Below are 22674 nucleotides of genomic sequence, written 5' to 3' on the forward strand. Positions count from 1 at the left end.
GGAAGACCCACGCGTGCTGGGAACGTTGTAACCACCGTCTAGGGTTTGACGCGGAACCCTGACGGTCCCTTCGCGCCATCCTTGAGCCGATCTTCCTGGAAGGTTCTCTCGTGACCACTGCTGTGCCCACCATCGGCGTTCTGGCCTTGCAGGGCGACGTGCGCGAGCACGCCCGTGCCCTGGAGGGCGCCGGAGCGCGCGCCGTGCCGGTGCGCCGCCCCGAGGAACTGGAGCGGGTGGACGCGCTGGTCGTCCCGGGCGGCGAGTCCACCACCATGTGGCGGCTGGCACGCACCTTCGAGCTGCTGGAACCGCTGCGCAAGCGGATCGAGGCGGGCATGCCCGCCTACGGCTCCTGCGCGGGCATGATCATGCTGGCGGACCGGGTGCTGGACGGCGTCGAGGGCCAGGAGACCATCGGCGGCATCGACATGACGGTGCGCCGCAACGCGTTCGGCCGCCAGGTCGACTCGTTCGAGACCTCCGTTCCGCTGGAGGGCATGGGCGACGCGCCGTTCCACGCCGTCTTCATCCGCGCCCCCTGGGTCGAGTCGGTCGGCGACGGCGTCCAGGTGATCGGGCGGGCCGAGGGCGGCCCGAACATCGGTAGGATCGTCGCCGTCCGCCAAGGCCGCCTGATGGCGACCGCGTTCCATCCCGAACTGACGGGCGACCACCGCGTGCACCACTACTTCGCCGATCTGGTGCGCCGGGCGATGGAGGAGGAGTAAGCGAATGTCCGGCCATTCCAAATGGGCGACCACCAAGCACAAGAAGGCGGCCCTCGACGCCAAGCGGGGCAAGCTCTTCGCCAAGCTGATCAAGAACATCGAGGTCGCGGCCCGCACCGGCGGCGGCGACCCGGACGCCAACCCCACGCTCTACGACGCGATCTTCAAGGCGAAGAAGAACTCCGTCCCCAACGACAACATCGAGCGCGCGCGCAAGCGCGGCGCCGGTGAGGAGGCGGGCGGCGCCGACTGGCAGAACATCACCTACGAGGGGTACGCGCCCGGAGGCGTGGCCCTGCTGGTGGAGTGCCTCACCGACAACCGCAACCGCGCCGCGTCCGAGGTGCGGGTGGCCCTCACCCGCAACGGCGGCTCGCTGGCCGACCCCGGCTCGGTGTCCTACCTGTTCAACAGGAAGGGCGTGGTGATCGTCCCGAAGGCGGGCACCACCGAGGACGAGGTGATGATGGCCGTCCTGGACGCCGGCGCCGAGGAGGTCAACGACCTGGGCGAGAACTTCGAGATCGTTTGCGAGGCCGGCGACCTGCTGAGCGTCCGCACGGCCCTGCAGGAGGCCGGGATCGACTACGAGTCGGCCGACTCCAGCTGGCTGCCCAGCGTCTCGGTCCCGCTGGACGAGGAGACCGCCAAGAAGGTCTTCCGGCTGATCGAGGCCCTGGAGGACTCCGACGACGTGCAGGACGTCTGGGCCAACTTCGACGTCTCCGACGAGGTCCTGGCGGCCATCGACGCCTGATCGGCCGGACGCCCGGTCGAGATCGCGTGTGCCGCCCGCGGGCCGGTGGCGTAGTTTCGTCTGCATGGAAATCCGGGTGCTGGACGCTGAGAGCGTCGACGACCTCCGCGATCTGTGGTCCCGGTCCTTCGGGGCCATGTCGGACGCGACCTGGGCGCGTTCGCGCATGCTCGGGGAACTCCTCGTCCGGTCCGGGCGCCAGTACGGCGGTTACGAGAACGGCCGGCCGGTCGCCATGGCCCGGATCTATGACATGGCGCAGTGGTGGCACGGCCGCGCCGTGTCCATGGGCGGCGTCTGCGGTGTCGCCGTCGCCCCCGAGGCGCGCGGGCGCGGAATCGGCCGCGAGCTCGTTCAGGACGTGCTGGAACGCTGCGCCGCGTTCGGGCACCCGCTCTCGGTGCTGTATCCCGCGACCGCACCGCTCTACCGCTCCTTCGGCTGGGAACTGGCGGGCGCCATGCACCAGGCCGCGTTCCCGGCCGAGGCGCTACGCGGCTTCGGTTCCGGGTCGCCGGTCGAACTCCGCCGCGCGGGGCCTGACGACGCCGCCGAGATCGCCGAGATCATCCGGAGGGTGCACCGGGACGCGCGCAGCAGCGGCCCCATCGACTGGGGCGAGGACGCCTGGCGGATCTTCCTGGCGGAGGGCGACGACGACTACGTCTACCTCGCCGAGGACGGTGTCCTCGACTACCACTGGGGCGAGGGCGGTACGTCCCTTGAGGTGGACACGCTGGTCGCGGGTTCGGCGGAGACCCTGCGCGCGCTGTGGGGCATCGTCGGCTCCGGCTCGTCGGTCGCCAAGCAGGTGCGGGCGTGCCTGTCGCCGCACGACCCGGTGTTCTGGCTCACCAAAGAGCGCGGGGACGGGTGGCGAGAGCTGGACCGCTGGATGCTGCGCGTGGTGAACGCGCCCGCCGCGATCGAGGCCCGCGGTTACCCGGCCGGGGTGTCGGCCGAAGTCCTCCTGGAGATCGACGACCCGTGGATGCGCGCCAACTCCGGCTTCTGGTGGCTGGTCGTCAAGGACGGCCAGGGACGCCTGGAGCGCGCCGCCGAGTCCCGTTCCGCCGTGCGTGTGGGGCCGCGCGGCCTGGCCGCTCTCTACGCGGGCGTGCCCAGCGCCACGCTGCGCGGCGCCGGGCTGCTCGACGGCCACGTCCCCGTCCTGGACTCGGTCTTCGCCGCCGCCCCCTTCACACTCGACTCCTTCTGAGCCCACAGCTCGAGTTCGTCGCGCCGACACGGCCGCGCGATGCGGCACGATTGTCCGCGGGGCCCGGTAGCGTGGCCCGCCGAACAGATGATCGAAGGAGCGCGCGTGCGGGTGATGGGCGTGGACCCCGGGCTCACCAGGTGCGGGGCGGGCGTGGTCGACGGCGCGCCGGGCGCCCCGCTGCGGCTGGTGCGGGTCACGGTGGTCCGCACCGCGCCCGCCGACCCGGTCGCCACCCGGCTGCTGGGCATCGAGGCGGGCATCGAGGAGCTGATCGAGGAGCTGAGCCCGGACGTGGTCGCGGTGGAGCGCGTGTTCTCCCAGCACAACGTGCGCACCGTGATGGGCACCGCCCAGGCCGCCGGGGTCGCGATGCTGGTCGCCGCCAGGCACGGCCTGCCGGTGGCCACGCACACGCCCAGCGAGGCCAAGGCCGCCCTCACCGGCAACGGCCGCGCGGACAAGGCACAGGTGGCCAACATGGTGACGCGGTTGCTCCGCCTCGACGGCCCGCCCAGGCCCGCCGACGCCGCCGACGCCCTCGCCCTGGCCATCTGCCACGTGTGGCGCGGCGGTGCGCAGGCCCGGCTCACGGCGGCCCAGGCGGCGGCCCGGACGGCGCGGACTTCGCGGACGAGAGGAGGGGCGGCCCAGTGATCGCCTTCGTCAGCGGCCGGGTGGCCGCGGCCGGGCCGGACGGCGCCGTCATCGACGTCCACGGCGTCGGCCTGTCCGTCCAGTGCACCCCCGCCACGCTCGCCGGCCTGCGGGTGGGCGACCACGCGACGGTCCCGACGTCGCTGGTGGTCCGGGAGGACTCGCTGACCCTGTTTGGGTTCGCCGACGACGACGAGCGGGCGGTGTTCGAGCTGCTCCAGACGGCCAGCGGGATCGGGCCCCGGTTGGCGCTGGCCATGCTGGCCGTCCACAGCCCCGACGCGCTGCGCCGCGCCGTGGCCGCCGAGGACGTGACGGCCCTGACCAAGGTGCCCGGCATCGGCAAGAAGGGCGCGCAGCGGATCGTCCTGGAGCTGAGGGACCGCCTGGGCGCCCCCACCGGCGGCGACGGCGCCCTCGCCCCGCCGCCCGGCCAGGCCGCCGAGCAGTGGCGCGAGCAGGTGCACAGCGGCCTGATCAACCTTGGCTGGTCCACCAGGGACGCCGACGCCGCGGTCGCCGCGGTCGCCGCCGACCTGGCCGCCGACGGGGCGGACGGTGCCGAGGTCCCGCCGGTGGCGGCCCTGCTGAAGTCCGCGCTCAGGAAGCTCGGCAAGTGACCGGCGGACGCACCGGATGCCCGGGGGCCGCCGCGGGGAGGCGAACCGATGGACGCTGAGCCCGACAGGCTCGTCTCGGCCGACACCGGCGGCCCGGAGGAGCGGGTCATCGAGGCCGCGCTGCGCCCCAAGAAACTGGACGACTTCATCGGCCAGGAGCGGGTGCGCGAGCAACTGTCGCTGGTGCTGCACAGCGCGTTGCGGCGCGGCCGGACTCCGGACCACGTGCTGCTGTCGGGGGGTCCCGGGCTCGGCAAGACCACCCTCGCCATGATCATCGCGGCCGAGCTCGGCCGCCCCCTGCGGATCTCGTCCGGCCCGGCGATCGAGCGGGCCGGCGACCTGGCGGCGGTGCTGTCCACGCTGGCCGAGGGCGAGGTGCTGTTCCTGGACGAGATCCACCGGATGGCCCGTCCCGCCGAAGAGATGCTGTACGTCGCCATGGAGGACTTCCGGGTCGACGTCGTGGTCGGCAAGGGGCCGGGCGCCACCGCGATCCCGCTGGACATCGCCCCGTTCACGCTGGTGGGGGCCACGACCAGGGCGGGCATGCTGCCGGGCCCGCTGCGCGACCGGTTCGGGTTCACGGCGCACATGGACTTCTACGAGCCGGCCGAGCTGGAAGTGATCATCAAGCGGTCGGCGCGGCTGCTGGACGTCGTGATCAGCGATGAGGCCGCGGCCGAGGTCGCCGGGCGCTCCCGCGGCACGCCCAGGATCGCCAACCGGCTGCTGCGCCGCGTCCGCGACTACGCCGAGGTGCGCGCGGACGGCGTGGTCGACCTGGAGCTGGCCAGGGCGGCGCTGCGGCTGTACGAGGTGGACGACCGCGGCCTCGACCGGCTCGACCGCGCCGTGCTGGAGTCGCTGATGCGCAAGTTCGGCGGGGGCCCCGTGGGGTTGTCCACGCTGGCGGTGTCGGTGGGGGAGGAGCCGGAGACGGTCGAGGTGGTGGCCGAGCCGTTCCTGGTCAGGCAGGGTCTGCTGGCCCGGACGCCGCGCGGGAGGGTCGCCACGCCCGCCGCGTGGGCGCATTTGGGGATCGCCCCCCCGCCTTCGGCGCCGATGGCCGATTCGGCCGGTACGCTGTTCGCGTTGGAGGACGATGACGACCTGCCCGGGAAGTGATCATCAGGGAAGTGATCACGGGGAGGCGTTCGCCCAGTAACGGCTTGGGAACTTCAACCGGTTCCCGATCGTCACGTCGTTGCCGGTGTCTTGCGCACTCTCTAGACTCCGGGACCGGTCACCCGTACCCGGCCGGCCACTGCGTTTCGGATGGCTCGGAGTTTCGGACGGCTCGGAGCGGACTCCGGGCCGATCGGCGACAGCCGGGCGATCCAAGGACAGGCCGGGCAAACCACATCGGAAGGATGCCCCAGCGATGGGCAGCGACATGATTATTGCGGCACAGCAGGACGGTAGCGGGGCGTTCAACCTGCTGCTGCTCCTGGCCATTCCTGTGGTCTTCTATTTCCTGCTGATCCGCCCGCAGAGCAAGCGGCGCAAGGAGCAGCTGCAAATGCAGAGCTCGCTGCAGCCGGGGGTGCGGGTGCTGACGACCAGCGGCATTTACGCCGAGGTCGTGGCGGTGGACGACGACGGCCTCGAGCTGGAGATCGCCGACGGCGTGACCATCAGGGTCGTGAAGCAGGCCGTCATGCAGGTCCTCAAGGACGACGCCGAGGAGTACGACGAGGACGGCGAGTCCGGCGACGACCTGACCGAGGACGAGGACCGTGCCGGGGAGGCCGGAGACGAGTCCGGGGAGGCCAAGGCCGACCTCACGAAGTCCGCACCCGCCGACGATGCCGACGAGTCCGCCGCCGACGCCGGTTCCGGCGATGAGGACGGCAAGCCCGCCGCGCAGGGAGCCGGCGCGGGCAAGGGCGGCAAGAAGTCCTCGGGCTGATCCGGGACGTTCCGGCGCCCCGGCCCGACGACGCGGGCCGGACGGCGTGAGGGACCTTCCGGCACCGGCCAACGACCGATGACGACGACGGGAAGTTAGACGACCAGTGGCTCCGCCTCGCAGCAACGTTCCCAATTCAGGGCGCACGCTCCTCGCGCTGTTCGTGGTCATGGCGGCACTCACCGGCGTGATGTTCCTGCAGGGGCAGCCCACCCCCAAGCTGGGGCTGGACCTGGCCGGCGGGACCACGGTCACGCTCACCGCCAAGACCGTCAACGGCGGTGACCCGCCGCCCACCCAGATGGACCAGGCCGTCCGGATCATGACCCAGCGGGTCAACGGCCTGGGCGTCTCGGACGCCGAGGTGGCCAAGCAGGGCTCCAGCAACATCGTGGTCAACGTGCCCGGCGAGGGCCAGGACCGGGTGGTCCAGCTCATCGGCACCACGGCCAAGCTCCAGTTCCGCCAGGTGTTCGCGGTGGCCGACGGACGTCCCCTGGGGGGCGCCGCCTCGACGCCCGCGCCCTCGGCCCAGCCGTCGGGGAGCCCCTCCCCCTCGGCCTCGCCGTCGGGCGGCAAGTCGCCCAGCGCGTCGCCGAGCGCGTCGCCGACCTCGCGGGGACGGGCGCTGTCGGAGGCCCTGGCCGCGCCCACGCCGACCCCGTCCGGATCGGCCTCGCCGTCCGCCTCGGGCTCGCCGAGCCCCTCGCCCAGCGGGCTGCCCTCCGGGCTGCCCACGCTGGACCCCAACGCCGCGGCGCAGGACTACTCGGGCATCAACGACCCGAACGTGATCAAGCAGTTCGAGTCCCTGAACTGCTACGTGCCCGACAAGCGCGTTCCCGGGGCCAACGACCCCAACCGCCGGTTCGTCGCCGCCTGTGACCAGAAGGAAGAGAACGGCCAGGTCACCAAGTACATCCTGGGGCCGGTTCGGGTGCTGGGCGAGCAGGTGGAGGACGCGTCCGCGATGCCGCCGGACGCCACCCAGGGGCAGAGCAGCTGGTGGGTCAGCCTGAAGTTCAAGGGCCAGGGCGCCCGGCAGTTCGGCCAGGTCACCACCGAGGCGTACGAGCAGTACCAGCGCAACCCCGGCTCCCCGCGCTCGCAGGTCGCGATCGTGCTGGACGGCCAGGTGGTGTCGGCGCCCAGCATCAGCAGGGGCGCCATCACCGGCGGCACGGCGCAGATCGACGGGCCTCCGGAGAGCTTCACCCAGACCTACGCCACCGACCTGGCCAACGTGCTGAAGTACGGGGCGCTGCCGCTGGAGTTCACGCAGAGCTCCATCGACGAGGTGTCGTCCACGCTGGGCTCCGACCAGTTGCGCGGCGGACTGATCGCCGGTGCGATCGGCCTGGTGCTGGTGGTGCTGTACTGCCTGATGTACTACCGGGGCCTGGGCCTGGTGGCGGTGTCCAGCCTGCTGGTGGCCTCCGGGATCACCTACGTGTCGGTGGTGATCCTCGGCGAGAACATGGGCTTCCGGCTGTCGCTGCCGCACATCATCGGTCTGATCGTCTCCATCGGCATCACCGCGGACTCGTTCATCGTCTACTTCGAGCGACTACGTGACGAACTGCGCGCGGGCCGGACGCTCCGGCCGTCGGTGGAGACGGCATGGAAGCGGGCGCGGCGCACCATCCTGGTCGCCGACGCGGTGACGTTCATGGCCGCGCTGGTCCTGTACATCCTGGCCGTGGGCGGGGTCCGGGGCTTCGCGTTCGCGATGGGCCTGACCACGCTGATCGACGTGGTCGTGGTGTTCTTCTTCACCAAGCCGATGGTGGGCCTGCTGTCGCGGACCCGGTTCTTCGGCCGCGGGCATCCGCTGTCGGGTCTGGACCCGTCCCGGTTGCGCGCCAGGGCCACCGCCGCGGCCCGGCCCGCCGGGGCGGCCGCCAGCGCCGGTGGCGGCACCGCCACCCCGGCCGCGGTCGGCGCCTCGTCGAGGGCCTCGTCCGCCCGTACCAAGAGCCAGGAGGCTTGAGATGCTTGGGCTGCGTGCCGTCCTCGCCCGTGTCTACCGGGGCGAGATCAGCGCCGACATCGTCGGCAAGCCCCGGCTGTGGTACTCGATCTCCGGCCTGCTGCTGGCGCTGTCCATCGCCGGCCTGCTCCTCCAGGGGCTGAACTTCGGCGTGGAGTTCAAGGGCGGGTCGGTCTTCACCTTCAGCAAGCCGGGCGCCTCGATCGAGCAGGTCCGCGAGGCGGTCACCAGCGGGGGCGCGCACCAGGCCATCGTCCAGAAGGCCGGGGGCGGCTGGCGGGTGACCACCGAGAGCCTGAGCTCGTCGGAGGTCACCGAGGTCAAGAGCAGCATCGCCGAGGACCTGGGCATCCAGGCGGCTCAGGTCAGCACCCAGGTGGTGGGCGCGTCCTGGGGCGGTGAGATCTCCGAGAAGGCCTGGCGGGCGCTGCTGGTGTTCATGATCTTGATCATCGGCTATCTGTCCGTGGCCTTCGAGTGGCGGATGGCGCTGGCCGCGGTGGTGGCGCTGGTTCACGACCTGTTGATCACCGCGGGCATCTACGCCTGGTCCGGCTTCGAGGTCACTCCGGCGACGCTGCTGGGCTTCCTGACCATCCTGGGCTACTCGCTGTACGACGCGGTCGTGGTGTTCGACATGATCAAGGAGGTCACCAGACCCCTCGGCCCCACCTCCAAGGTCACCTACAGCCAGGCCGCCAACCAGGCGCTCAGCAGCACCCTGGTGCGCTCGCTGAACACCTCGCTGGTGGCGATCCTGCCGGTGGCGGCGATCCTGTTCATCGGCACCACGCTGTTCGGCGCGGGCACGCTCAAGGACCTGTCGCTGGCGCTGTTCGTCGGCATGATCGTGGGGACCTACTCCTCGATCTGCGTGGCCACCCCGCTGCTGGTGCAGCTCAAGGAGCGCGAACCCAAGCACCGCGAGCTGCGGGCCAACATCGCCCGGCGGGAGAGCAGCGCCAAGCGCAAGGCCAAGACCGCCAAGGCGGGTGCCATGCTCACCAAGGCGGCGGACGACCGTCCCGAGCCCGGCGCGGACGAGCCGCCGCCGGACGACGCCCCCAAGGACGCACCCGAGAACGCGATCCCCGCCTCGGTGACCGTCCGCAAGGTCGTCCAGCGCGGCCCGCGGCAGCAGCCCAAGCGGGGCACCCGCCAGCAGCGTCGCGGCAAGTAACCCCAGAACGGACCCAACCCGGCCGTGCCCCCGACGCGGCGGGCACGGCCGGTGCCTGATCAGGAGACAAGGTGGACCTCGACACGCTGATCCAGGACCGGATCCGTGACGTTCCCGACTACCCCAAGCCGGGGGTGATGTTCAAGGACATCACCCCGCTGCTGGCCGATCATGTGGCGTTCGCGGGCGTGGTGGACGCCATCGTCAACCACCACGGCCGCGGCACCGTGGACAAGATCGTCGGAATCGAGGCGCGCGGCTTCATCCTGGCCGCGCCGGTCGCGTACCACTTCGGCGCCGGGTTCGTCCCGGTGCGCAAAAAGGGGAAGCTGCCCGCGAACTCCTTCGAGCAGACCTACGATCTGGAGTACGGCACCGAGACCATCGAGATGCACGAGGACGCGCTGGCCCCGGGCGAGCGGGTGCTGGTGGTGGACGACGTGCTGGCCACCGGCGGCACCGCGAGGGCCGCGGCCGACCTGGTCGCCCGTTCGGGCGCCGAGGTGGTGGGCATCTCGGTCCTGATGGAGCTGTCCTTCCTGCATGGTCGGGACAAGCTCGGGAATCTGGACGTTCATTCGCTGGTTACGGTCTAGTACGAAATGGGCGGCGGATACACTGGCGCCTAACCCGGACGCGGAGCGTCCCGGGAGCTGGCCGGGGGATCGTCCCCGGCGGCGTCGCGAGCCCGGCGGGGGACGGGCGCATCCCGCGGGGACGAGGAGGTCGAGGCGTCCCAAGGTCTAGGAGGCTGGGTGCCCGGTGAGGTGGTATCGACCGGCGCGGTGACCGGGAAGGTGACCGGCGAGGCGGCGGGCCCGGCGGCGGAGCCGGGGAAGGACGCGGACCGCGCGACCGTGAAGCCGGAAGGCAGGGAGCGCGTGCGCGGCGGTGAGCCCGCCCAGGCCCCAGAACGCCCTGGAAGCCCTAAGACCCCTGGAGTCAGTCCGAACGAGGCGTCGGCCCCGCAAGGGACATACCGGCCGGATGAGGGCCGTACGGAGTCGGCTGGAGACCGTCCCGAGTTCACAGGACAGGCACCCGCCCGTCCGAGCCCTGCCCAGCCGCTCCCGGCACAGAGCCCAGTGCAGAGTCCGGCACAGAGTCCGGCGCAGGCCCGCCCGGCCCGGCCCGCGTCCACCGAACGCCGGTCGCCCACACACGCCCAGGCCCCTGCCGGTACGCCAGGTGCGTCCGGTACGGGCTCGTCGATCCCGCCCTCCGCCGCGCGGGTGCGCCGCCGGCTCGCCCGCCTCGGTTCCCAGCGCGGACCCGCCATGAACCCGGTACTCGAACCCCTCAGCAAGACGCTGCGCAACACCCATCCCAAGGCGGACCTGCGGCTGATCGAGCGCGCCTACGACGTGGCCGCCCACTACCACCGGGACCAGAAGCGCAAGAGCGGCGACCCGTACATCACCCATCCGCTGGCGGTGTCGGCGATCCTGGCCGAGCTGGGCATGAACACCGAGACCCTGTGCGCGGCGCTGCTGCACGACACCGTCGAGGACACCCCCTACACCCTGGAGCAACTGCGCGCCGACTTCGGTGACGAGATCGCCGCCCTGGTGGACGGGGTGACCAAGCTCGACAAGGTCAAGTACGGCGAGGCGGCCGAGGCCGAGACGGTCCGCAAGATGGTCGTGGCGATGTCCCGCGACATCCGGGTGCTGGTGATCAAGCTGGCGGACCGGCTGCACAACATGCGGACGCTGCGCTACATGCCGCGGCACAAGCAGGAGAAGAAGGCCCGGGAGACGCTGGAGGTGTTCGCTCCGCTGGCGCACCGGCTGGGCATGAACACGCTGAAGTGGGAGCTGGAGGACCTGTCCTTCGCCACCCTCTACCCCAAGCGGTTCGACGAGATCGCCCGGCTGGTGGCCGAGCGCGCCCCGCGCCGCGACGACTTCCTGCAGGACGTGATCGAGAACGTGTCCGCCGACCTGCGCGAGGCCAAGATCAAGGCCAGTGTGACGGGACGGCCCAAGCACTACTACTCGATCTACCAGAAGATGATCGCCCGGGATGTCGGCTTCGACGATATCTACGATCTGGTGGGCATCCGGGTGCTGGTCGACAGCGTCCGCGACTGCTACGCCGCCCTCGGCTCGATCCACGCGCGATGGAACCCGGTCCCCGGCCGGTTCAAGGACTACATCGCGATGCCGAAGTTCAACATGTACCAGTCGCTGCACACCACCGTGATCGGCCCGGAGGGCAAGCCGGTGGAGCTGCAGATCCGCACCTGGGGCATGCACCGGCGGGCCGAGTACGGCGTCGCGGCGCACTGGAAGTACAAGGAGGAGACGGTCGGCGGCCGCAAGGCCGGCGACATGCAGTGGCTGCGGCAGCTACTGGACTGGCAGCAGGAGACCGCCGATCCGGCCGAGTTCCTGGAGTCGCTGCGGTTCGACCTGTCGGTCCAGGAGGTGTTCGTCTTCACCCCCAAGGGCGATGTGAAGCCGCTGCCGCAGGGCGCCACCCCGGTCGACTTCGCGTACGCCATCCACACCGAGGTCGGGCACCGATGTATCGGCGCGCGGGTCAACGGGCGGCTGGTCCCGCTGGAGTCGACCCTGGACAACGGCGACACCGTCGAGGTGTTCACGTCCAAGTCGCCCGACGCCGGGCCGAGCCGCGACTGGCTGGACTTCGTCAAGAGCGCGCGGGCCCGCAACAAGATCAAGCACTGGTTCACCAAGGAGCGCCGCGACACCGCGATCGAGTCCGGCAAGGACTCCATCGCCCGCGCGATGCGCAAGCAGAACATGCCGCTCCAGCGGTTGATGTCGGCCGAGGCGCTGCTGGCCCTGGCCCGCGACATGCGCTACCCGGACGTGTCGTCGCTGTACGCGGCGGTCGGCGAGGGGCATATCTCCGCGCAGCACGTGGTGCAGCGGCTGGTGGACGCGCTCGGCGGGGTGGAGAGCGCCGAGGAGGACCTCGCCGAGATCGCCGTACCCACGCCGCGCAAGCGCACCCGCAGCACGGGCGACCCGGGCGTGGTCGTCGCGGGCGACTCCGACGTGTGGGTGCGCCTGTCGCGCTGCTGTACGCCCGTGCCCGGGGACGACATCGTCGGGTTCGTGACCCGCGGGCACGGGGTGTCGGTGCACCGTTCCGACTGCGCCAACGTCCTCAACCTGAAGTCGCAGCCGGACCGGCTGATCGACGTCAAGTGGTCCCCCGGCGAGGACTCGGTCTTCCTGGTCGCGATCCAGGTGGAGGCCCTGGACCGGCCGAGGCTCCTGTCGGACGTGACGCGGGTGCTGTCCGACCAGCACGTCAACATCCTGTCGGCGTCCGTCACCACCACCCGTGACCGGGTGGCGGTGAGCCGGTTCACCTTCGAGATGGGCGACCCCAAGCATCTGGGCCATGTCCTGAAGGCCGTCCGGTCCATCGACGGCGTGTACGACGTGTACCGGGTCACCAGCGGCACCCACCGGTGACCCGGGCCGTCACTCCTCCGGGGAGTCCTCGGGGATCACGTCGACCCCGGCCTCGGCGCGCTGCTCCTCGGTGATCGGGGTGGGGGCGCCGGTCAGCGGGTCGTGGCCGGACGCGGCCTTCGGGAAGGTGATCACGTCCCGGATGGTGTCCACCCCGGCCAGCAGCATGATCATGCGGTCCCAGCCGAAGGCGATCCCGCCGTGCGGGGGCGGGCCGTACTGGAACGCCTCCAGCAGGAACCCGAACTTGGACTCGGCCTCCTCCTTGGTCAGCCCCAGCACGTCGAACACCCGCTGCTGCATCTCGGCGCGGTGGATACGGAGCGACCCGCCGCCGATCTCGTGGCCGTTGCAGACGATGTCGTAGGCGTCGGCCAGGGCCTCGCCGGGACGGAGCTGGAAGTCGTCGGCGTACTCCGACTTGGGCGCGGTGAACGGGTGGTGCACCGGCGTCCAGCCGATCTGCTCGCCCTTGTCGTCCTCGGCGGGCTCGAAGATCGGCGCGTCCACCACCCAGCAGAATGCCCACGCGGACTCGTCGATCAGCCCGCACCGGCGGCCGATCTCCAGCCGGGCGGCGCCGAGCAGCTCGCGCATGGCGTGCGGCTTGCCGGCCGCGAAGAAGATCGCGTCGCCGGGTGCGGCGCCGGTCTCGGCGGCCAGGCCGGCCTTCTCCTGTTCCGACAGGTTCTTGGCGACCGGGCCGCCGAGCGTGCCGTCCGGCTGGACGAGCACGTAGGCGAGGCCGCGGGCGCCGCGCGCCTTGGCCCAGTCCTGCCAGGCGTCCAGCTCCCTGCGGGTCTGGGAAGCGCCGCCCGGCATGACCACGGCGCCGACGTACGGGGCCTGGAAGACCCGGAAGGACGTGTCGGCGAAGTACCCGGTCAGCTCGGTGAGCTCGTTGCCGAACCTCAGGTCGGGCTTGTCGGACCCGTACCGCGACATGGCCTCGGCGTAGGTGATGCGGGGGATGGGCCGGGGGACCTCGTACCCGGCGAGCTCCTTCCACAGCCGCGCCACCAGGTCCTCGGCCACCGCGATCACGTCGTCCTGCTCGACGAACGACATCTCGATGTCGATCTGGGTGAACTCGGGCTGCCGGTCGGCACGGGAGTCCTCGTCCCGGTAGCAGCGGGCGATCTGGTAGTAGCGCTCCAGGCCCGCCACCATCAGCAACTGCTTGAAGAGCTGCGGCGACTGCGGCAGCGCGTACCAGTGGCCGGGCCGCAGCCGGACGGGCACCAGGAAGTCGCGGGCGCCCTCGGGGGTGGAGCGGGTCAGCGTCGGTGTCTCGACGTTGACGAACCGGTGCTCGCGCATGACCTCGTGGACGAGGAACGACCCCTCCGAGCGGATCCGCATCGCCCTGGCCACGGCGTCCCTGCGGATGTCGAGGTACCGGTACTTGAGCCGGACCTCCTCGTTGACGTTGACGTCGCCGTCGATGGGGAACGGCAGTGGCGCGGCCTCCGACAGCACCTCGATGTCGGTGGCGGCCACCTCGATGTCGCCGGTGGGCAGCTCGGGGTTCTCGTTGCCCTCCGGCCGGGCCCGGACCTCTCCGGTGATCCTGACGCAGTACTCCGACCGCAGGTCGTGCGCCCTGCCTATGGCACCGCCCGAACCCACCTCCTCTTCCCGGAACACCACCTGCGCGATGCCGGAGGCGTCGCGCAGGTCGATGAACGTGACGCCGCCGTGGTCGCGGCGGCGGGCCACCCAGCCGGCCAGCGTGACCTGCTGCCCGGCATGCTCCTTGCGGAGCGTCCCCGCCTCGTGCGAGCGGATCATCGTGACGACAGCCTTTCCCTCAGCGTGGTGACGATCTCGTCGAGCGGCACGGCGGCCTGGTCGCCGCCTCCCAGGTCCTTCAGTTGCGCGGACCCGGCGGCGATATCCCGCTCGCCGAGGATCACCGCGTACCGGGCGCCGGACCGGTCGGCGTCCTTCATCGCGCCCTTCAGCCTCTTGCCGCCGAACGCCATGTCGGCGGCGATCCCCGCCCGCCGCAGCTCGTTCACCAGGCCGAAGACCCGCCGCTCGGCCTCGTCCCCGATGGCGACGCCGAAGACCTGGCAGCGCGGCGGCGCGGCGAACGCGGCGCCCTCGGCCTCCAGCGCCAGGATCGTGCGGTCCAGCCCCAGGCCGAACCCGATGCCGGGCAGCTCGGGGCCGCCGATGTCCTCCGACAGGCCGTCGTAGCGCCCGCCGCCGCCGATGCCCGACTGCGCGCCCAGCAGCGGGTGGTCGAACTCGTAGGTCGTGCGGGTGTAGTAGTCCAGCCCGCGCACCAGGGTCGGGGTGTCCTCCCAGGTGATGCCGAGGTCGGACAGCAGCGCGCGGACCCGGTCGTGGTGGGCCTTGCAGTCCGCGCACAGGTGGTCGGCCATCAGCGGGGCGCCTTCGAGCTGCGCCCGGACCTCGGGACGCTTGTCGTCCAGCACCCGCAGCGGGTTGATCTCGATCCGCTGCCGGGTGGGCTCGTCCAGGTCCAGCCCGCGCAGGAACTCCTGCAGCCGGGCCCGGTAGGCGGGGCGGCACTCCTTGCAGCCCAGCGAGTTCAGCAGCAGCCGCACCCGGGTGAGCCCGAGGGAGCGGTACCAGTTCCACGCGATCGCGATGGTCTCGGCATCGACCTGGGGGTCCTCGGTGCCGATCGCCTCCAGGTCGAGCTGGTAGAACTGCCGGTACCGGCCGGCCTGCGGCTGCTCGGCGCGGAACGCCGGGCCCGTCGTCCAGATCTTGACCGGCAGCCCGCCCCGCTTGTGCAGGTTGTGCTCCAGCACCGCCCGCAGCACCCCGGCGGTGAACTCGGGACGCAGCGTGAGCGACCGGCCGCCGCGGTCCTCGAAGGTGTACATCTCCTTGCTGACGACGTCGGTGGACTCGCCGACGCCCCGCTTGAAGAGCGTGGTGTCCTCGAAGACCGCCAGTTCCAGGTAGCCGTATCCGGCCAGCCTGGCCTGCTCGGCGAACGCGTGGCGGATGGCCTGGAGAAGGTCCGCGCGCGGCGGAACATATTCGTTGACCCCCTTGGGGGCCTGGAAACTCGAACTCATGATGGTGTCAGGTCAGAATCCCTTGGAAGGCCCTTCGGCCGGTGTCTGCGCCGAGTCTTTCAGGGGGGACGACCCCCCTGAACCTTCCGGCACGAGCCCGGTGAGGAAGGGGTTGGACGCGCGCTCGCGTCCGATGGTGGTCCGTCCACCGTGGCCGGGCAGGACGACGGTCTGGTCGGGCAGGGTCAGGCAGACCCGCGCCAGGCTCGCCAGGATCTCCTCGTAGGAGCCGCCCGGCAGGTCGGTGCGCCCGATCGACCCCTCGAACAGCAGGTCGCCGGAGAACATCACGTCGGGGATCTCCCCGGCGGGAGGCAGCCGGAACGTCACCGACCCCGGCGTGTGGCCCGGGGCGTGGTCGACGGTGAACGACAGCCCCCGCCAGGTCCAGGACGGCGCCGTCCGACAGTTCCTTCACGTCGTCGGGCTCGCTCAGCTCCAGCCCGCCGAAGAGCTGCTGCCCGGCGCCGAGCGACAGGCCCTTGGCCGGATCGGTCAGCAGGTCGCGATCGTCCGGGTGGATGTAGGCGGGGACGTCCTTGGCGCCGCAGACGGGCGCGACGGACCAGACGTGATCGATATGGCCGTGGGTCAGCAGCACCGCCACCGGCCGCAGCCGGTGCTCGCGCAGGATCTCGTCGATCCCGGCCTCGGCGTCCTGGCCGGGGTCGATGATGACGCACTCCTCACCCGCGGCGGGCGCCACGACATAGCAGTTCGCGGCGAACGATCCGGCGGGGAACCCGGCGACGAGCACTGTCGTCCTTCCTTTAGGCCACGTGGAACGAGGCGCGCGCCGGGAGGGCTGTGGCCGTCCCGGCGCCGTCGGTCCTCACGCGCCGCGGCCGGGGCCACACCCGGCCAGCCGCGCGGTGCCTTCGAGGGTACCGGCGCGGCCCTGGCCACCGCGAACGAGATCCGCCGATCGCCGTGTCGGCGGCGCCGGGCCCGGACGGCCCGGAAGCGCGCGGTCCGGCGGCGTTCGGGGGATCCGCTGTGGGCCTCGTGCCGCTACTATGCGCTGCACGTTCCCCTGATCTGATCACACCGGAGGCAAGGCACCGTGGCGGGTATGGACCGCAAGAAGGAGCTGGCGCGCCAGCGCTACCAGCGGCAGCAGCAGCGCAGGCAGGCCCAGGAGGCCCGCGCGCGCCGCGTCCGGATCATCGGGTCGATACTCGCCGTGGCCGTGATCGCGGGCGGCGTGGCCGCGATCGTGACCTTCACCGGCGACGACGGCTCCGACGCCGCCGCCAGCGCCTCCCCGACCCCGACGACGGAGGCCGACTCCCAGGACGGCAAGCCCAAGCAGGAGATCGAGCTGCGGAAGGTGAGCGTCTCCGGGGGCGAGAACGGAACGGCCAAATGCGACTACCCGGAGTCAAAGGACCGGGGAGCGCCCAAGGGACTGGGCAAGCCGCCGTCCACCGCGGCCTACAAGGGCACCGTGAAGGCGACGATCAAGACCAGCCTCGGCGATATCAAAGTGGAGCTTGACGCGGGCAAGGCGCCTTGCACCGTGAACTCCTTCGCGTTCCTGGCGGAGAAGAAGTACTTCGAGAAGACCAAGTGCCACCGGCTGACGAGCGGCGGGCTTTCGGTGCTCCAGTGCGGCGACCCGACCGGAAGCGGCTCGGGCGGCCCCGGTTACCGCTTCGCCAACGAGAACACCGACGGGGCCAAATACACTCGCGGGACGCTGGCGATGGCGCACAGCCAGATGCCCGACAGCAACGGCAGCCAGTTCTTCATCGTGTACAAGGACTCCACGGAGTTGCCGCCCGACTACACGGTCTTCGGAAAGATCACTTCCGGTATGGGGATCGTCGACAAGGTCGCCAATGCCGGGGTGGCAGCGTAATAGCGGCCATACGACTATGGTTTGAAAGGTCCGGTCATAACGTGAGAAGACCGGACTGTGATGGGAGGCAATGGTGTCCAGCGCCACCGATCCCTGGGGCCGGGTGGACGAAGACGGCACCGTCTACGTGAAGACGTCGGACGGCGAGCGCGTCGTGGGTTCCTGGCAGGCCGGCGCACCGGAGGAGGCCCTGGCCTACTTCAGGCGCAAGTACGACGCGCTGGTCACCGAGATCGGGCTGCTGGAGCAGCGGCTGCGCACCACCGATCTGCAGCCCGCGCAGGCGCAGGCCAGCATCGCGCGGTTGCGGGAGGCGGTCACCGACGCGCACGCGGTCGGTGACCTGGACGCCTTGGTACGGCGTCTGGACAACCTGACCGAGGAGGTGGGGCGGCGCCGCGAGGAGGTCAAGGCCCAGCGCGAGCACGCCAGGCACGAGGCCCGCGAGATCAAGGAGCGGATCGTCGCCGAGGCCGAGCGGATCGCCGCCGAGGAGACCCACTGGAAGAACGGCGGCGAGCGGCTGCGCCAGCTCGTGGAGGAGTGGAAGGCGGCCGACCGCATCGACCGTCCCACCGAGACCGCCCTGTGGAAGCGGCTGTCCGCGGCCCGCAACGCCTTCACCAAGCGCCGCAAGGTCTACTTCGCGACCCTGGACGACCAGCGTGAGGAGGCGCGCAAGAAGAAGGAGCGGCTGGTCGCCGAGGCCGAGGCCATGCAGGAGTCCACCGACTGGGGCGAGACCGCCGCCGCCTACCGCGACCTGATGCGCCGCTGGAAGATGACCGGCCGTGCCTCGCGGGACGTCGAGGAGGACCTGTGGGCCCGGTTCAAGGGCGCCCAGGACGTCTTCTTCGCCGCCCGCGCCGCCGCGTTCGCCGAACGCGACGCCGAGCTGCGCGGGCACGCCGAGGAGAAGGAGAAGATCCTCGCCGAGGCGGAGCGGCTGCTCCCGGTGAAGGACGTCCGGCAGGCCCGGCAGGCGCTGCGCGCGATCCAGGAGCGCTGGGAGGCCGCCGGGCCGGTGCCCCGCGACCAGCGCGACCGCCTGGAGGGCCGGCTCCGCAAGATCGAGGAGACGATCCGGGCCGCCGAGGAGAAGGAGTGGCGGCGCACCAACCCCGAGGCGCGGGCCCGCGCCGAGGCCACGGTGGCGCGGCTGCGCGGCTCCATCGAGCGCCTGGAGAAGGACCTGGCCAAGGCCCGCGACGCCGGACGCGAGAAGGCCGTCAAGGAGGCCGAGGAGGCCCTCACCGCCCGCCGGGCCTGGCTGGAGGAAGCCGAACGCGCGCTCGCCGAGTTCTCCTAGGGGCCGAGCCAGGGAGACCGAACCAGAGGGGCGGCACCGCCCCCTCCGGGGCCTGTTCGTCTCAGGCGGTTCCCGGCTCGCGGCCCAGGAAGGAGAGCAGCCGGGTCTGTTCGGTGGCGCCCGGGGGCGGCGTGAGCGGCGGGCCCAGGCGGCCGTCGGCGCGAAGGTCGGCCGCCACCACCTGGGCGGTCGCGAACGCGTGATGCACCAGGTCCGGGTCGAGGCGGGCCGGCTGGCCGGTGGCGCGGGCCAGGTCCCAGGCGTGGACCAGCGGCTCCAGCACGTACCCGCCGAGGAAGTCGCCCAGCGGCAGCTCGCCCAGCCCGCCGAAGGCGATCGGGCGGCGCAGCGCCTCCGGGGTCAGCGCGGCGTCGCACTCCTTGCGGGCCGTGCGCCAGGCCAGCAGCGCGTCACCGGCCGCGAACCTGCCGGGCTCGGTGTCGGCGTCCGGGGCCTCCTCGCCGGTGGCCAGGGCGATGATGGCGTACTGGCCGCCGATGACGTGGCCGGTCACGTCCCGCGCGCTCCAGCCGGCGCAGGGCGAGGGCGAGGACCAGCGGTCGTGCGGGACCCCGCCGACGACGCCCTCGAAGAGATCCAGTGCCCGGTGGTACCCGCCTAGTTTCTGCGCCATGGTGGCCAGTGACCCGCGAACGCGGGTGGGTGTCAAGCGATATGGGAAGGTTGGCCTCACCCGTTCCTGGGGCGCCTAGACGGCCTCGGCGCCGCGCTGGCGGAGCATGTCGTTCATCAGCGCGATCTCGGAGTTCTGGGCGTTGACCATGGTCTGCGCGAGCCTGCGCACCCGGGGGTGATCGGTGCGGGCCAGGACGGCGCGGGCCATGCCGACCCCGCCCCGATGGTGGGCGATCATCAGCCTCAGGTAGAGCACCTCGGCGTCGCGGCCCGAGGCCCGTTCCAACTGCGCGAGCTGCGCGGGCGTCGCCATGCCCGGCATGCCGCCGGCAGGGGACGCGCCGTGGCCCGCGTGACCGCCGCCCATCCAGCGCATGGGGCCGGACGGGTCGGCCTTGGGCGCCCGCCACTCGTCCAGCCAGGCGGTCATCATCCCGATCTGAGCGGACTGGGTGGTGATGATGTCGTAGGCCAGCACCCGCAGCCGTTCGTCCTTGGACCGGTCGCGGACGATGAACGACATCCGGACCGCCTGGGCGTGGTGGGCGCTCATGTCCCGGGCGAACCCGGCCTCGGGCCCGTCGGCGGCCGGGCCGCCGGGCCTCAGCCACAGGAACGCGGTGGCCGCGACGAGGAGCACCGCGAGGACGACGGCGACCCGCCGTCCCCGCGGCGCCGGTGCCGTGCCTGCCGTCATGGCGTGTCCTTGGCTCCCGTGCAGGGGGCGCCGGGCTCGGGAGTCTGCTCGCCCTTCACGAAGGCGCGCAGGAAGGCGTCCACGCGGGCGTCGTCGGCGCTCTGCAGCTTGAGCTGCTTGCCCCAGGCGGTCATGACGATCGGGGAGTCCAGGCCCGGGTACGGGCTCATCAGCGTGTAGTCGGTGTTCTCCACCTTGTTCTTGAGCCGGTCGATCTGGTCGGCGGCCAGGCCGGGACGGTAGGTGATCCAGACGGCGCCGTGCTCCAGGGAGTGCACCGCGTTCTCGTTGCGCAGCGGGCTGGTGTAGACGCGGCCGTTGCAGTTCTGCCAGATGGCGTCGTGGTCACCGCCCATGGGGGGCGTGGTGTCGTACCGGACGGCGGCGGTGGTGTGGTTGGAGCTGAGCCCGTCCTTCTCGATCAGGCCCTCGATCGAGTCGGCCGAGGGCGGGCGGCTCTGCAGGAACGCGTAGCCTATGGCGACGATCGCCACCAGGCCGATCACGGAGAAGAACGCGATGGTGCCCCAGGGGACCTGCCGCTGGGTGAGGACGTTGCGTTGCGCGCGGTTGCGTGCGCTCTTGGACATTGTGGGACTCGCTCTCAAGTTCTGCGGTGCTGAGTTGGGGGGGCATGCGCGGACGCCGCAGGGGCATGCGCCACTGCGGCAGGCCCGTCACAGCCTGAGCACCTGCAAGGAGGAGAGCGGACGACCAGGGAGCGCGCGCGGCGCCGGGGGAGCGTGGGCCCAGCCCGAGCGCGGCGGGCGCCGTCCGCCCGTCCGGCGCGGCTTGGCGGCCAGGCTCAGGGCCAGCATCCCGAGCAGGACGGCCAGGGTCAGGCACGCGTCGACCGGGCCGGTCGGCGGAAGGCCGGCGGGATCGGCGAACGACTGCGCGGCGGGGGCGGAGGCGTCGGCGGAGTGCGCGGCCATCGCGTCCGCCACGGCCGCCGGGACGCTGGTGTGGTGCGCGGTGCAGACCCGCAGCGGCGGCCCGTGCCCCAGGCCGTAGCTGAAGACCAGACCGGCAGCCAGGAACAGCGCCACGAACAGCCCGGCGGGCCCATGGCGGAGGCGGGGGTCGGTCCGGCCCACGATCACGCCCGCATACTAACCGCGGACGGGGACCGCCAGGGATGTCCGTCCCGCGGGATACTGTCGGAGCGTGACCAGCAGCCAACCCGAAGGGCTCTTCGACTACCCGGGGGCCGCGCCGGATCCCGAGCCCGCCCCCGTACCGCCGGGCGACGGGGCGCGGCAGCCGCTGGCGGTGCGGATGCGGCCGCGGTCGCTGGACGAGGTCGTCGGCCAGCGGCACCTGCTCGGCCCGGGGACACCCATCCGGCAGCTCGTCGACCGGGACGCGCCCATGTCGCTGGTGCTGTGGGGCCCGCCGGGCACCGGCAAGACCACCCTGGCCACGGTCGTCAGCCATGTCACCTCCCGCCGCTTCGTGGAGATCTCCGCGGTGAGCGACGGGGTGAAGCGGGTGCGGGCCGAAATCGACCTGGCCCGGCGGGAGCTGGGCATGAGCGGCCGCCAGACGCTGCTGTTCGTCGACGAGGTGCACCGCTTCAACAAGGCCCAGCAGGACGCGCTGCTGCCCGCGGTCGAGAACCGCTGGGTCTCCTTCATCGGCGCCACCACGGAGAACCCGTTCTTCTCGGTGATCAGCCCGCTGCTGTCCCGCTCGCTGCTGCTCACCCTGGAGCCGCTCGGGGAGGACGAGCTGCGTGAGGTGGTGCGGCGGGCGGTGGCCGACGAACGCGGCCTGAACGGCCGGGTCGAGCTGGACGCCGCCGCCGAGGACCATCTGATCAGGCTGGCCGGCGGCGACGCCCGCCGCACCCTGACCTACCTGGAGGCCGCCGCCCTGGCCGTCGAGCGGGACGGCGGCGACGGGGCGCCCGCGCGGATCGGCGTGGAGGTGCTGGAGAGGGCCGTCGACCGCGCCGCCGTCCGCTACGACCGCGAGGGCGACCAGCACTACGACGTCATCAGCGCGTTCATCAAGAGCATCCGGGGCAGCGACGTCGACGCCGCGCTGCACTACCTCGCCCGGATGATCGAGGCGGGCGAGGACCCCCGGTTCATCGCGCGGCGGCTGATCGTGCACGCCAGCGAGGACATCGGGATGGCCGACCCGACGGCGTTGCAGACCGCGATCGCGGCCGCGCACGCGGTGGAGTTCGTCGGGCTGCCCGAGGCGAGGATCAACCTGGCGCAGGCCGTGATCCACCTGTCCCTCGCGCCCAAGTCCAACGCGGTCGTCACGGCCGTGGACGCGGCGCTCGGGGACGTCAGGAAGGGCGACGCCGGACCCGTCCCCGGGCACCTGCGCGACACGCACTACAAAGGTGCGGCCAGGATCGGGCACGGGGAGGGCTACAAGTACGCCCACGACCACCCGGGCGGCGTCGTCCAGCAGCAGTACGCGCCCGACGCGATCCACGGCCGCCGGTACTACCGGCCCACCCGGCACGGCGCCGAGGCCCGGTTCTCGGACGTGCTGGCGCGCATCCGTTCCGTCCTGCGGGGTGGGAAGGGGCCGGACGGCGGCCGGTCCGGCGGGCACGAGTGATCCGATCTTTC

General features: G+C 71.8%; 20 protein-coding genes and 1 pseudogene. 14 read left to right on the plus strand and 7 right to left on the minus strand.

Translation table 11 applies throughout. The features are described from left to right. The first annotated feature begins 110 nt into the window (after nt 1–110). From pdxT to QSK21_RS21595, 11 genes are all read left to right on the plus strand, one after another. Nucleotides 111–731 carry a pyridoxal 5'-phosphate synthase glutaminase subunit PdxT gene (pdxT, locus tag QSK21_RS21545; RefSeq protein ID WP_285698339.1) on the plus strand — a complete coding sequence of 207 codons (621 nt, stop codon included), beginning with the start codon at nt 111–113 and terminating at the stop codon, nt 729–731. 4 nt (nt 732–735) lie between these two features. Then, complete coding sequence (locus QSK21_RS21550) at nt 736–1488, plus strand: YebC/PmpR family DNA-binding transcriptional regulator (RefSeq protein ID WP_285698341.1); 753 nt, start codon at nt 736–738, stop codon at nt 1486–1488. 64 nt (nt 1489–1552) lie between these two features. Continuing rightward, complete coding sequence (locus QSK21_RS21555) at nt 1553–2707, plus strand: GNAT family N-acetyltransferase (protein ID WP_285698342.1); 1155 nt, start codon at nt 1553–1555, stop codon at nt 2705–2707. 105 nt (nt 2708–2812) lie between these two features. Continuing rightward, complete coding sequence (gene ruvC, locus QSK21_RS21560; protein WP_285698343.1) at nt 2813–3364, plus strand: crossover junction endodeoxyribonuclease RuvC; 552 nt, start codon at nt 2813–2815, stop codon at nt 3362–3364. Continuing rightward, on the plus strand, nt 3361–3984 hold the full coding sequence (gene ruvA, locus QSK21_RS21565) for a Holliday junction branch migration protein RuvA (protein ID WP_285698344.1): 624 nt from the start codon (nt 3361–3363) through the stop codon (nt 3982–3984). The genes ruvC and ruvA overlap by 4 nt, the downstream gene beginning before the upstream one ends. A 48-nt stretch (nt 3985–4032) precedes the next feature. Beyond that, nucleotides 4033–5112 (plus strand): Holliday junction branch migration DNA helicase RuvB, encoded by a 1080-nt coding sequence (gene ruvB / locus QSK21_RS21570; RefSeq protein WP_285698345.1) that lies wholly within the window; start codon nt 4033–4035, stop codon nt 5110–5112. A 256-nt stretch (nt 5113–5368) separates the two neighbouring features. Further along, a complete protein-coding gene (gene yajC / locus QSK21_RS21575) occupies nt 5369–5896 on the plus strand; it encodes a preprotein translocase subunit YajC (protein ID WP_285698346.1) in 528 nt (175 codons plus the stop codon). A gap of 169 nt (nt 5897–6065) precedes the next feature. Further along, nucleotides 6066–7886, plus strand: a complete 1821-nt coding sequence (gene secD, locus QSK21_RS21580) for a protein translocase subunit SecD (protein WP_285698347.1) — start codon at nt 6066–6068, stop codon at nt 7884–7886. A 1-nt stretch (nt 7887) separates the two neighbouring features. Continuing rightward, nucleotides 7888–9066 (plus strand): protein translocase subunit SecF, encoded by a 1179-nt coding sequence (secF, locus tag QSK21_RS21585; protein WP_285698348.1) that lies wholly within the window; start codon nt 7888–7890, stop codon nt 9064–9066. Nucleotides 9067–9137: 71 nt separating this feature from the next. After that, entirely contained in the window at nt 9138–9662 is a 525-nt protein-coding gene (locus QSK21_RS21590) for an adenine phosphoribosyltransferase (protein WP_285698349.1), read from the plus strand. A 681-nt stretch (nt 9663–10343) separates the two neighbouring features. Continuing rightward, nucleotides 10344–12518, plus strand: coding sequence for a RelA/SpoT family protein (locus QSK21_RS21595; RefSeq protein ID WP_285698350.1), 2175 nt, complete (start codon nt 10344–10346; stop codon nt 12516–12518). 9 nt (nt 12519–12527) lie between these two features. On the opposite strand, the gene aspS is transcribed toward QSK21_RS21595, so the two are convergent. The 3 genes and pseudogenes from aspS to QSK21_RS21610 form a co-directional block, all read right to left on the minus strand. After that, nucleotides 12528–14309 (minus strand): aspartate--tRNA ligase, encoded by a 1782-nt coding sequence (gene aspS, locus QSK21_RS21600; protein ID WP_285698352.1) that lies wholly within the window; start codon nt 14307–14309, stop codon nt 12528–12530. Beyond that, nucleotides 14306–15577 carry a histidine--tRNA ligase gene (gene hisS, locus QSK21_RS21605; RefSeq protein ID WP_285698354.1) on the minus strand — a complete coding sequence of 424 codons (1272 nt, stop codon included), beginning with the start codon at nt 15575–15577 and terminating at the stop codon, nt 14306–14308. The genes aspS and hisS overlap by 4 nt, the downstream gene beginning before the upstream one ends. A gap of 12 nt (nt 15578–15589) precedes the next feature. Next, nucleotides 15590–16334: pseudogene (locus tag QSK21_RS21610) on the minus strand (MBL fold metallo-hydrolase). A 315-nt stretch (nt 16335–16649) separates the two neighbouring features. Here QSK21_RS21610 and QSK21_RS21615 point away from each other — a divergent pair. Continuing rightward, on the plus strand, nt 16650–17438 hold the full coding sequence (locus QSK21_RS21615; protein ID WP_285698355.1) for a peptidylprolyl isomerase: 789 nt from the start codon (nt 16650–16652) through the stop codon (nt 17436–17438). A 70-nt stretch (nt 17439–17508) separates the two neighbouring features. Further along, entirely contained in the window at nt 17509–18747 is a 1239-nt protein-coding gene (locus QSK21_RS21620) for a DUF349 domain-containing protein (protein ID WP_285698357.1), read from the plus strand. A 61-nt stretch (nt 18748–18808) separates the two neighbouring features. On the opposite strand, the gene QSK21_RS21625 is transcribed toward QSK21_RS21620, so the two are convergent. The 4 genes from QSK21_RS21625 to QSK21_RS21640 form a co-directional block, all read right to left on the minus strand. Then, nucleotides 18809–19381 (minus strand): TIGR03086 family metal-binding protein, encoded by a 573-nt coding sequence (locus tag QSK21_RS21625; RefSeq protein ID WP_285698358.1) that lies wholly within the window; start codon nt 19379–19381, stop codon nt 18809–18811. A 75-nt stretch (nt 19382–19456) separates the two neighbouring features. Then, on the minus strand, nt 19457–20080 hold the full coding sequence (locus tag QSK21_RS21630) for a DUF305 domain-containing protein (RefSeq protein WP_285698360.1): 624 nt from the start codon (nt 20078–20080) through the stop codon (nt 19457–19459). Beyond that, nucleotides 20077–20670: a thioredoxin-like domain-containing protein gene (locus QSK21_RS21635; RefSeq protein ID WP_285698362.1), complete on the minus strand. Its 594-nt coding sequence runs from the start codon at nt 20668–20670 to the stop codon at nt 20077–20079. Before QSK21_RS21635 ends, QSK21_RS21630 begins: the two co-directional genes overlap by 4 nt. 87 nt (nt 20671–20757) lie before the next feature. Further along, nucleotides 20758–21183 (minus strand): hypothetical protein, encoded by a 426-nt coding sequence (locus tag QSK21_RS21640; protein WP_285698364.1) that lies wholly within the window; start codon nt 21181–21183, stop codon nt 20758–20760. Between the two features lie 64 nt (nt 21184–21247). Between QSK21_RS21640 and QSK21_RS21645 the strand changes: the two genes are divergently transcribed. Beyond that, a complete protein-coding gene (locus QSK21_RS21645) occupies nt 21248–22663 on the plus strand; it encodes a replication-associated recombination protein A (RefSeq protein ID WP_502871584.1) in 1416 nt (471 codons plus the stop codon). Nucleotides 22664–22674: the final 11 nt, after the last annotated feature.

The organism is Actinomadura sp. NBRC 104412, from assembly GCF_030269515.1.
Classification (GTDB): Bacteria; Actinomycetota; Actinomycetes; order Streptosporangiales; family Streptosporangiaceae; genus Spirillospora.

Coding starts and splice junctions, on each gene's coding strand:
- QSK21_RS21550 (WP_285698341.1), top strand. CDS start 736: ATGTCCGGCCATTCCAAATGGGCGACCACCAAGCACAAGAAGGCGGCC.
- QSK21_RS21555 (WP_285698342.1), top strand. CDS start 1,553: ATGGAAATCCGGGTGCTGGACGCTGAGAGCGTCGACGACCTCCGCGAT.
- ruvB (WP_285698345.1), top strand. CDS start 4,033: ATGGACGCTGAGCCCGACAGGCTCGTCTCGGCCGACACCGGCGGCCCG.
- yajC (WP_285698346.1), top strand. CDS start 5,369: ATGGGCAGCGACATGATTATTGCGGCACAGCAGGACGGTAGCGGGGCG.
- secD (WP_285698347.1), top strand. CDS start 6,066: ATGGCGGCACTCACCGGCGTGATGTTCCTGCAGGGGCAGCCCACCCCC.
- secF (WP_285698348.1), top strand. CDS start 7,888: ATGCTTGGGCTGCGTGCCGTCCTCGCCCGTGTCTACCGGGGCGAGATC.
- QSK21_RS21595 (WP_285698350.1), top strand. CDS start 10,344: ATGAACCCGGTACTCGAACCCCTCAGCAAGACGCTGCGCAACACCCAT.
- aspS (WP_285698352.1), bottom strand. CDS start 14,309: ATGATCCGCTCGCACGAGGCGGGGACGCTCCGCAAGGAGCATGCCGGG.
- hisS (WP_285698354.1), bottom strand. CDS start 15,577: ATGAGTTCGAGTTTCCAGGCCCCCAAGGGGGTCAACGAATATGTTCCG.
- QSK21_RS21615 (WP_285698355.1), top strand. CDS start 16,650: ATGGACCGCAAGAAGGAGCTGGCGCGCCAGCGCTACCAGCGGCAGCAG.
- QSK21_RS21620 (WP_285698357.1), top strand. CDS start 17,509: ATGGTGTCCAGCGCCACCGATCCCTGGGGCCGGGTGGACGAAGACGGC.
- QSK21_RS21625 (WP_285698358.1), bottom strand. CDS start 19,381: ATGGCGCAGAAACTAGGCGGGTACCACCGGGCACTGGATCTCTTCGAG.
- QSK21_RS21630 (WP_285698360.1), bottom strand. CDS start 20,080: ATGACGGCAGGCACGGCACCGGCGCCGCGGGGACGGCGGGTCGCCGTC.
- QSK21_RS21635 (WP_285698362.1), bottom strand. CDS start 20,670: ATGTCCAAGAGCGCACGCAACCGCGCGCAACGCAACGTCCTCACCCAG.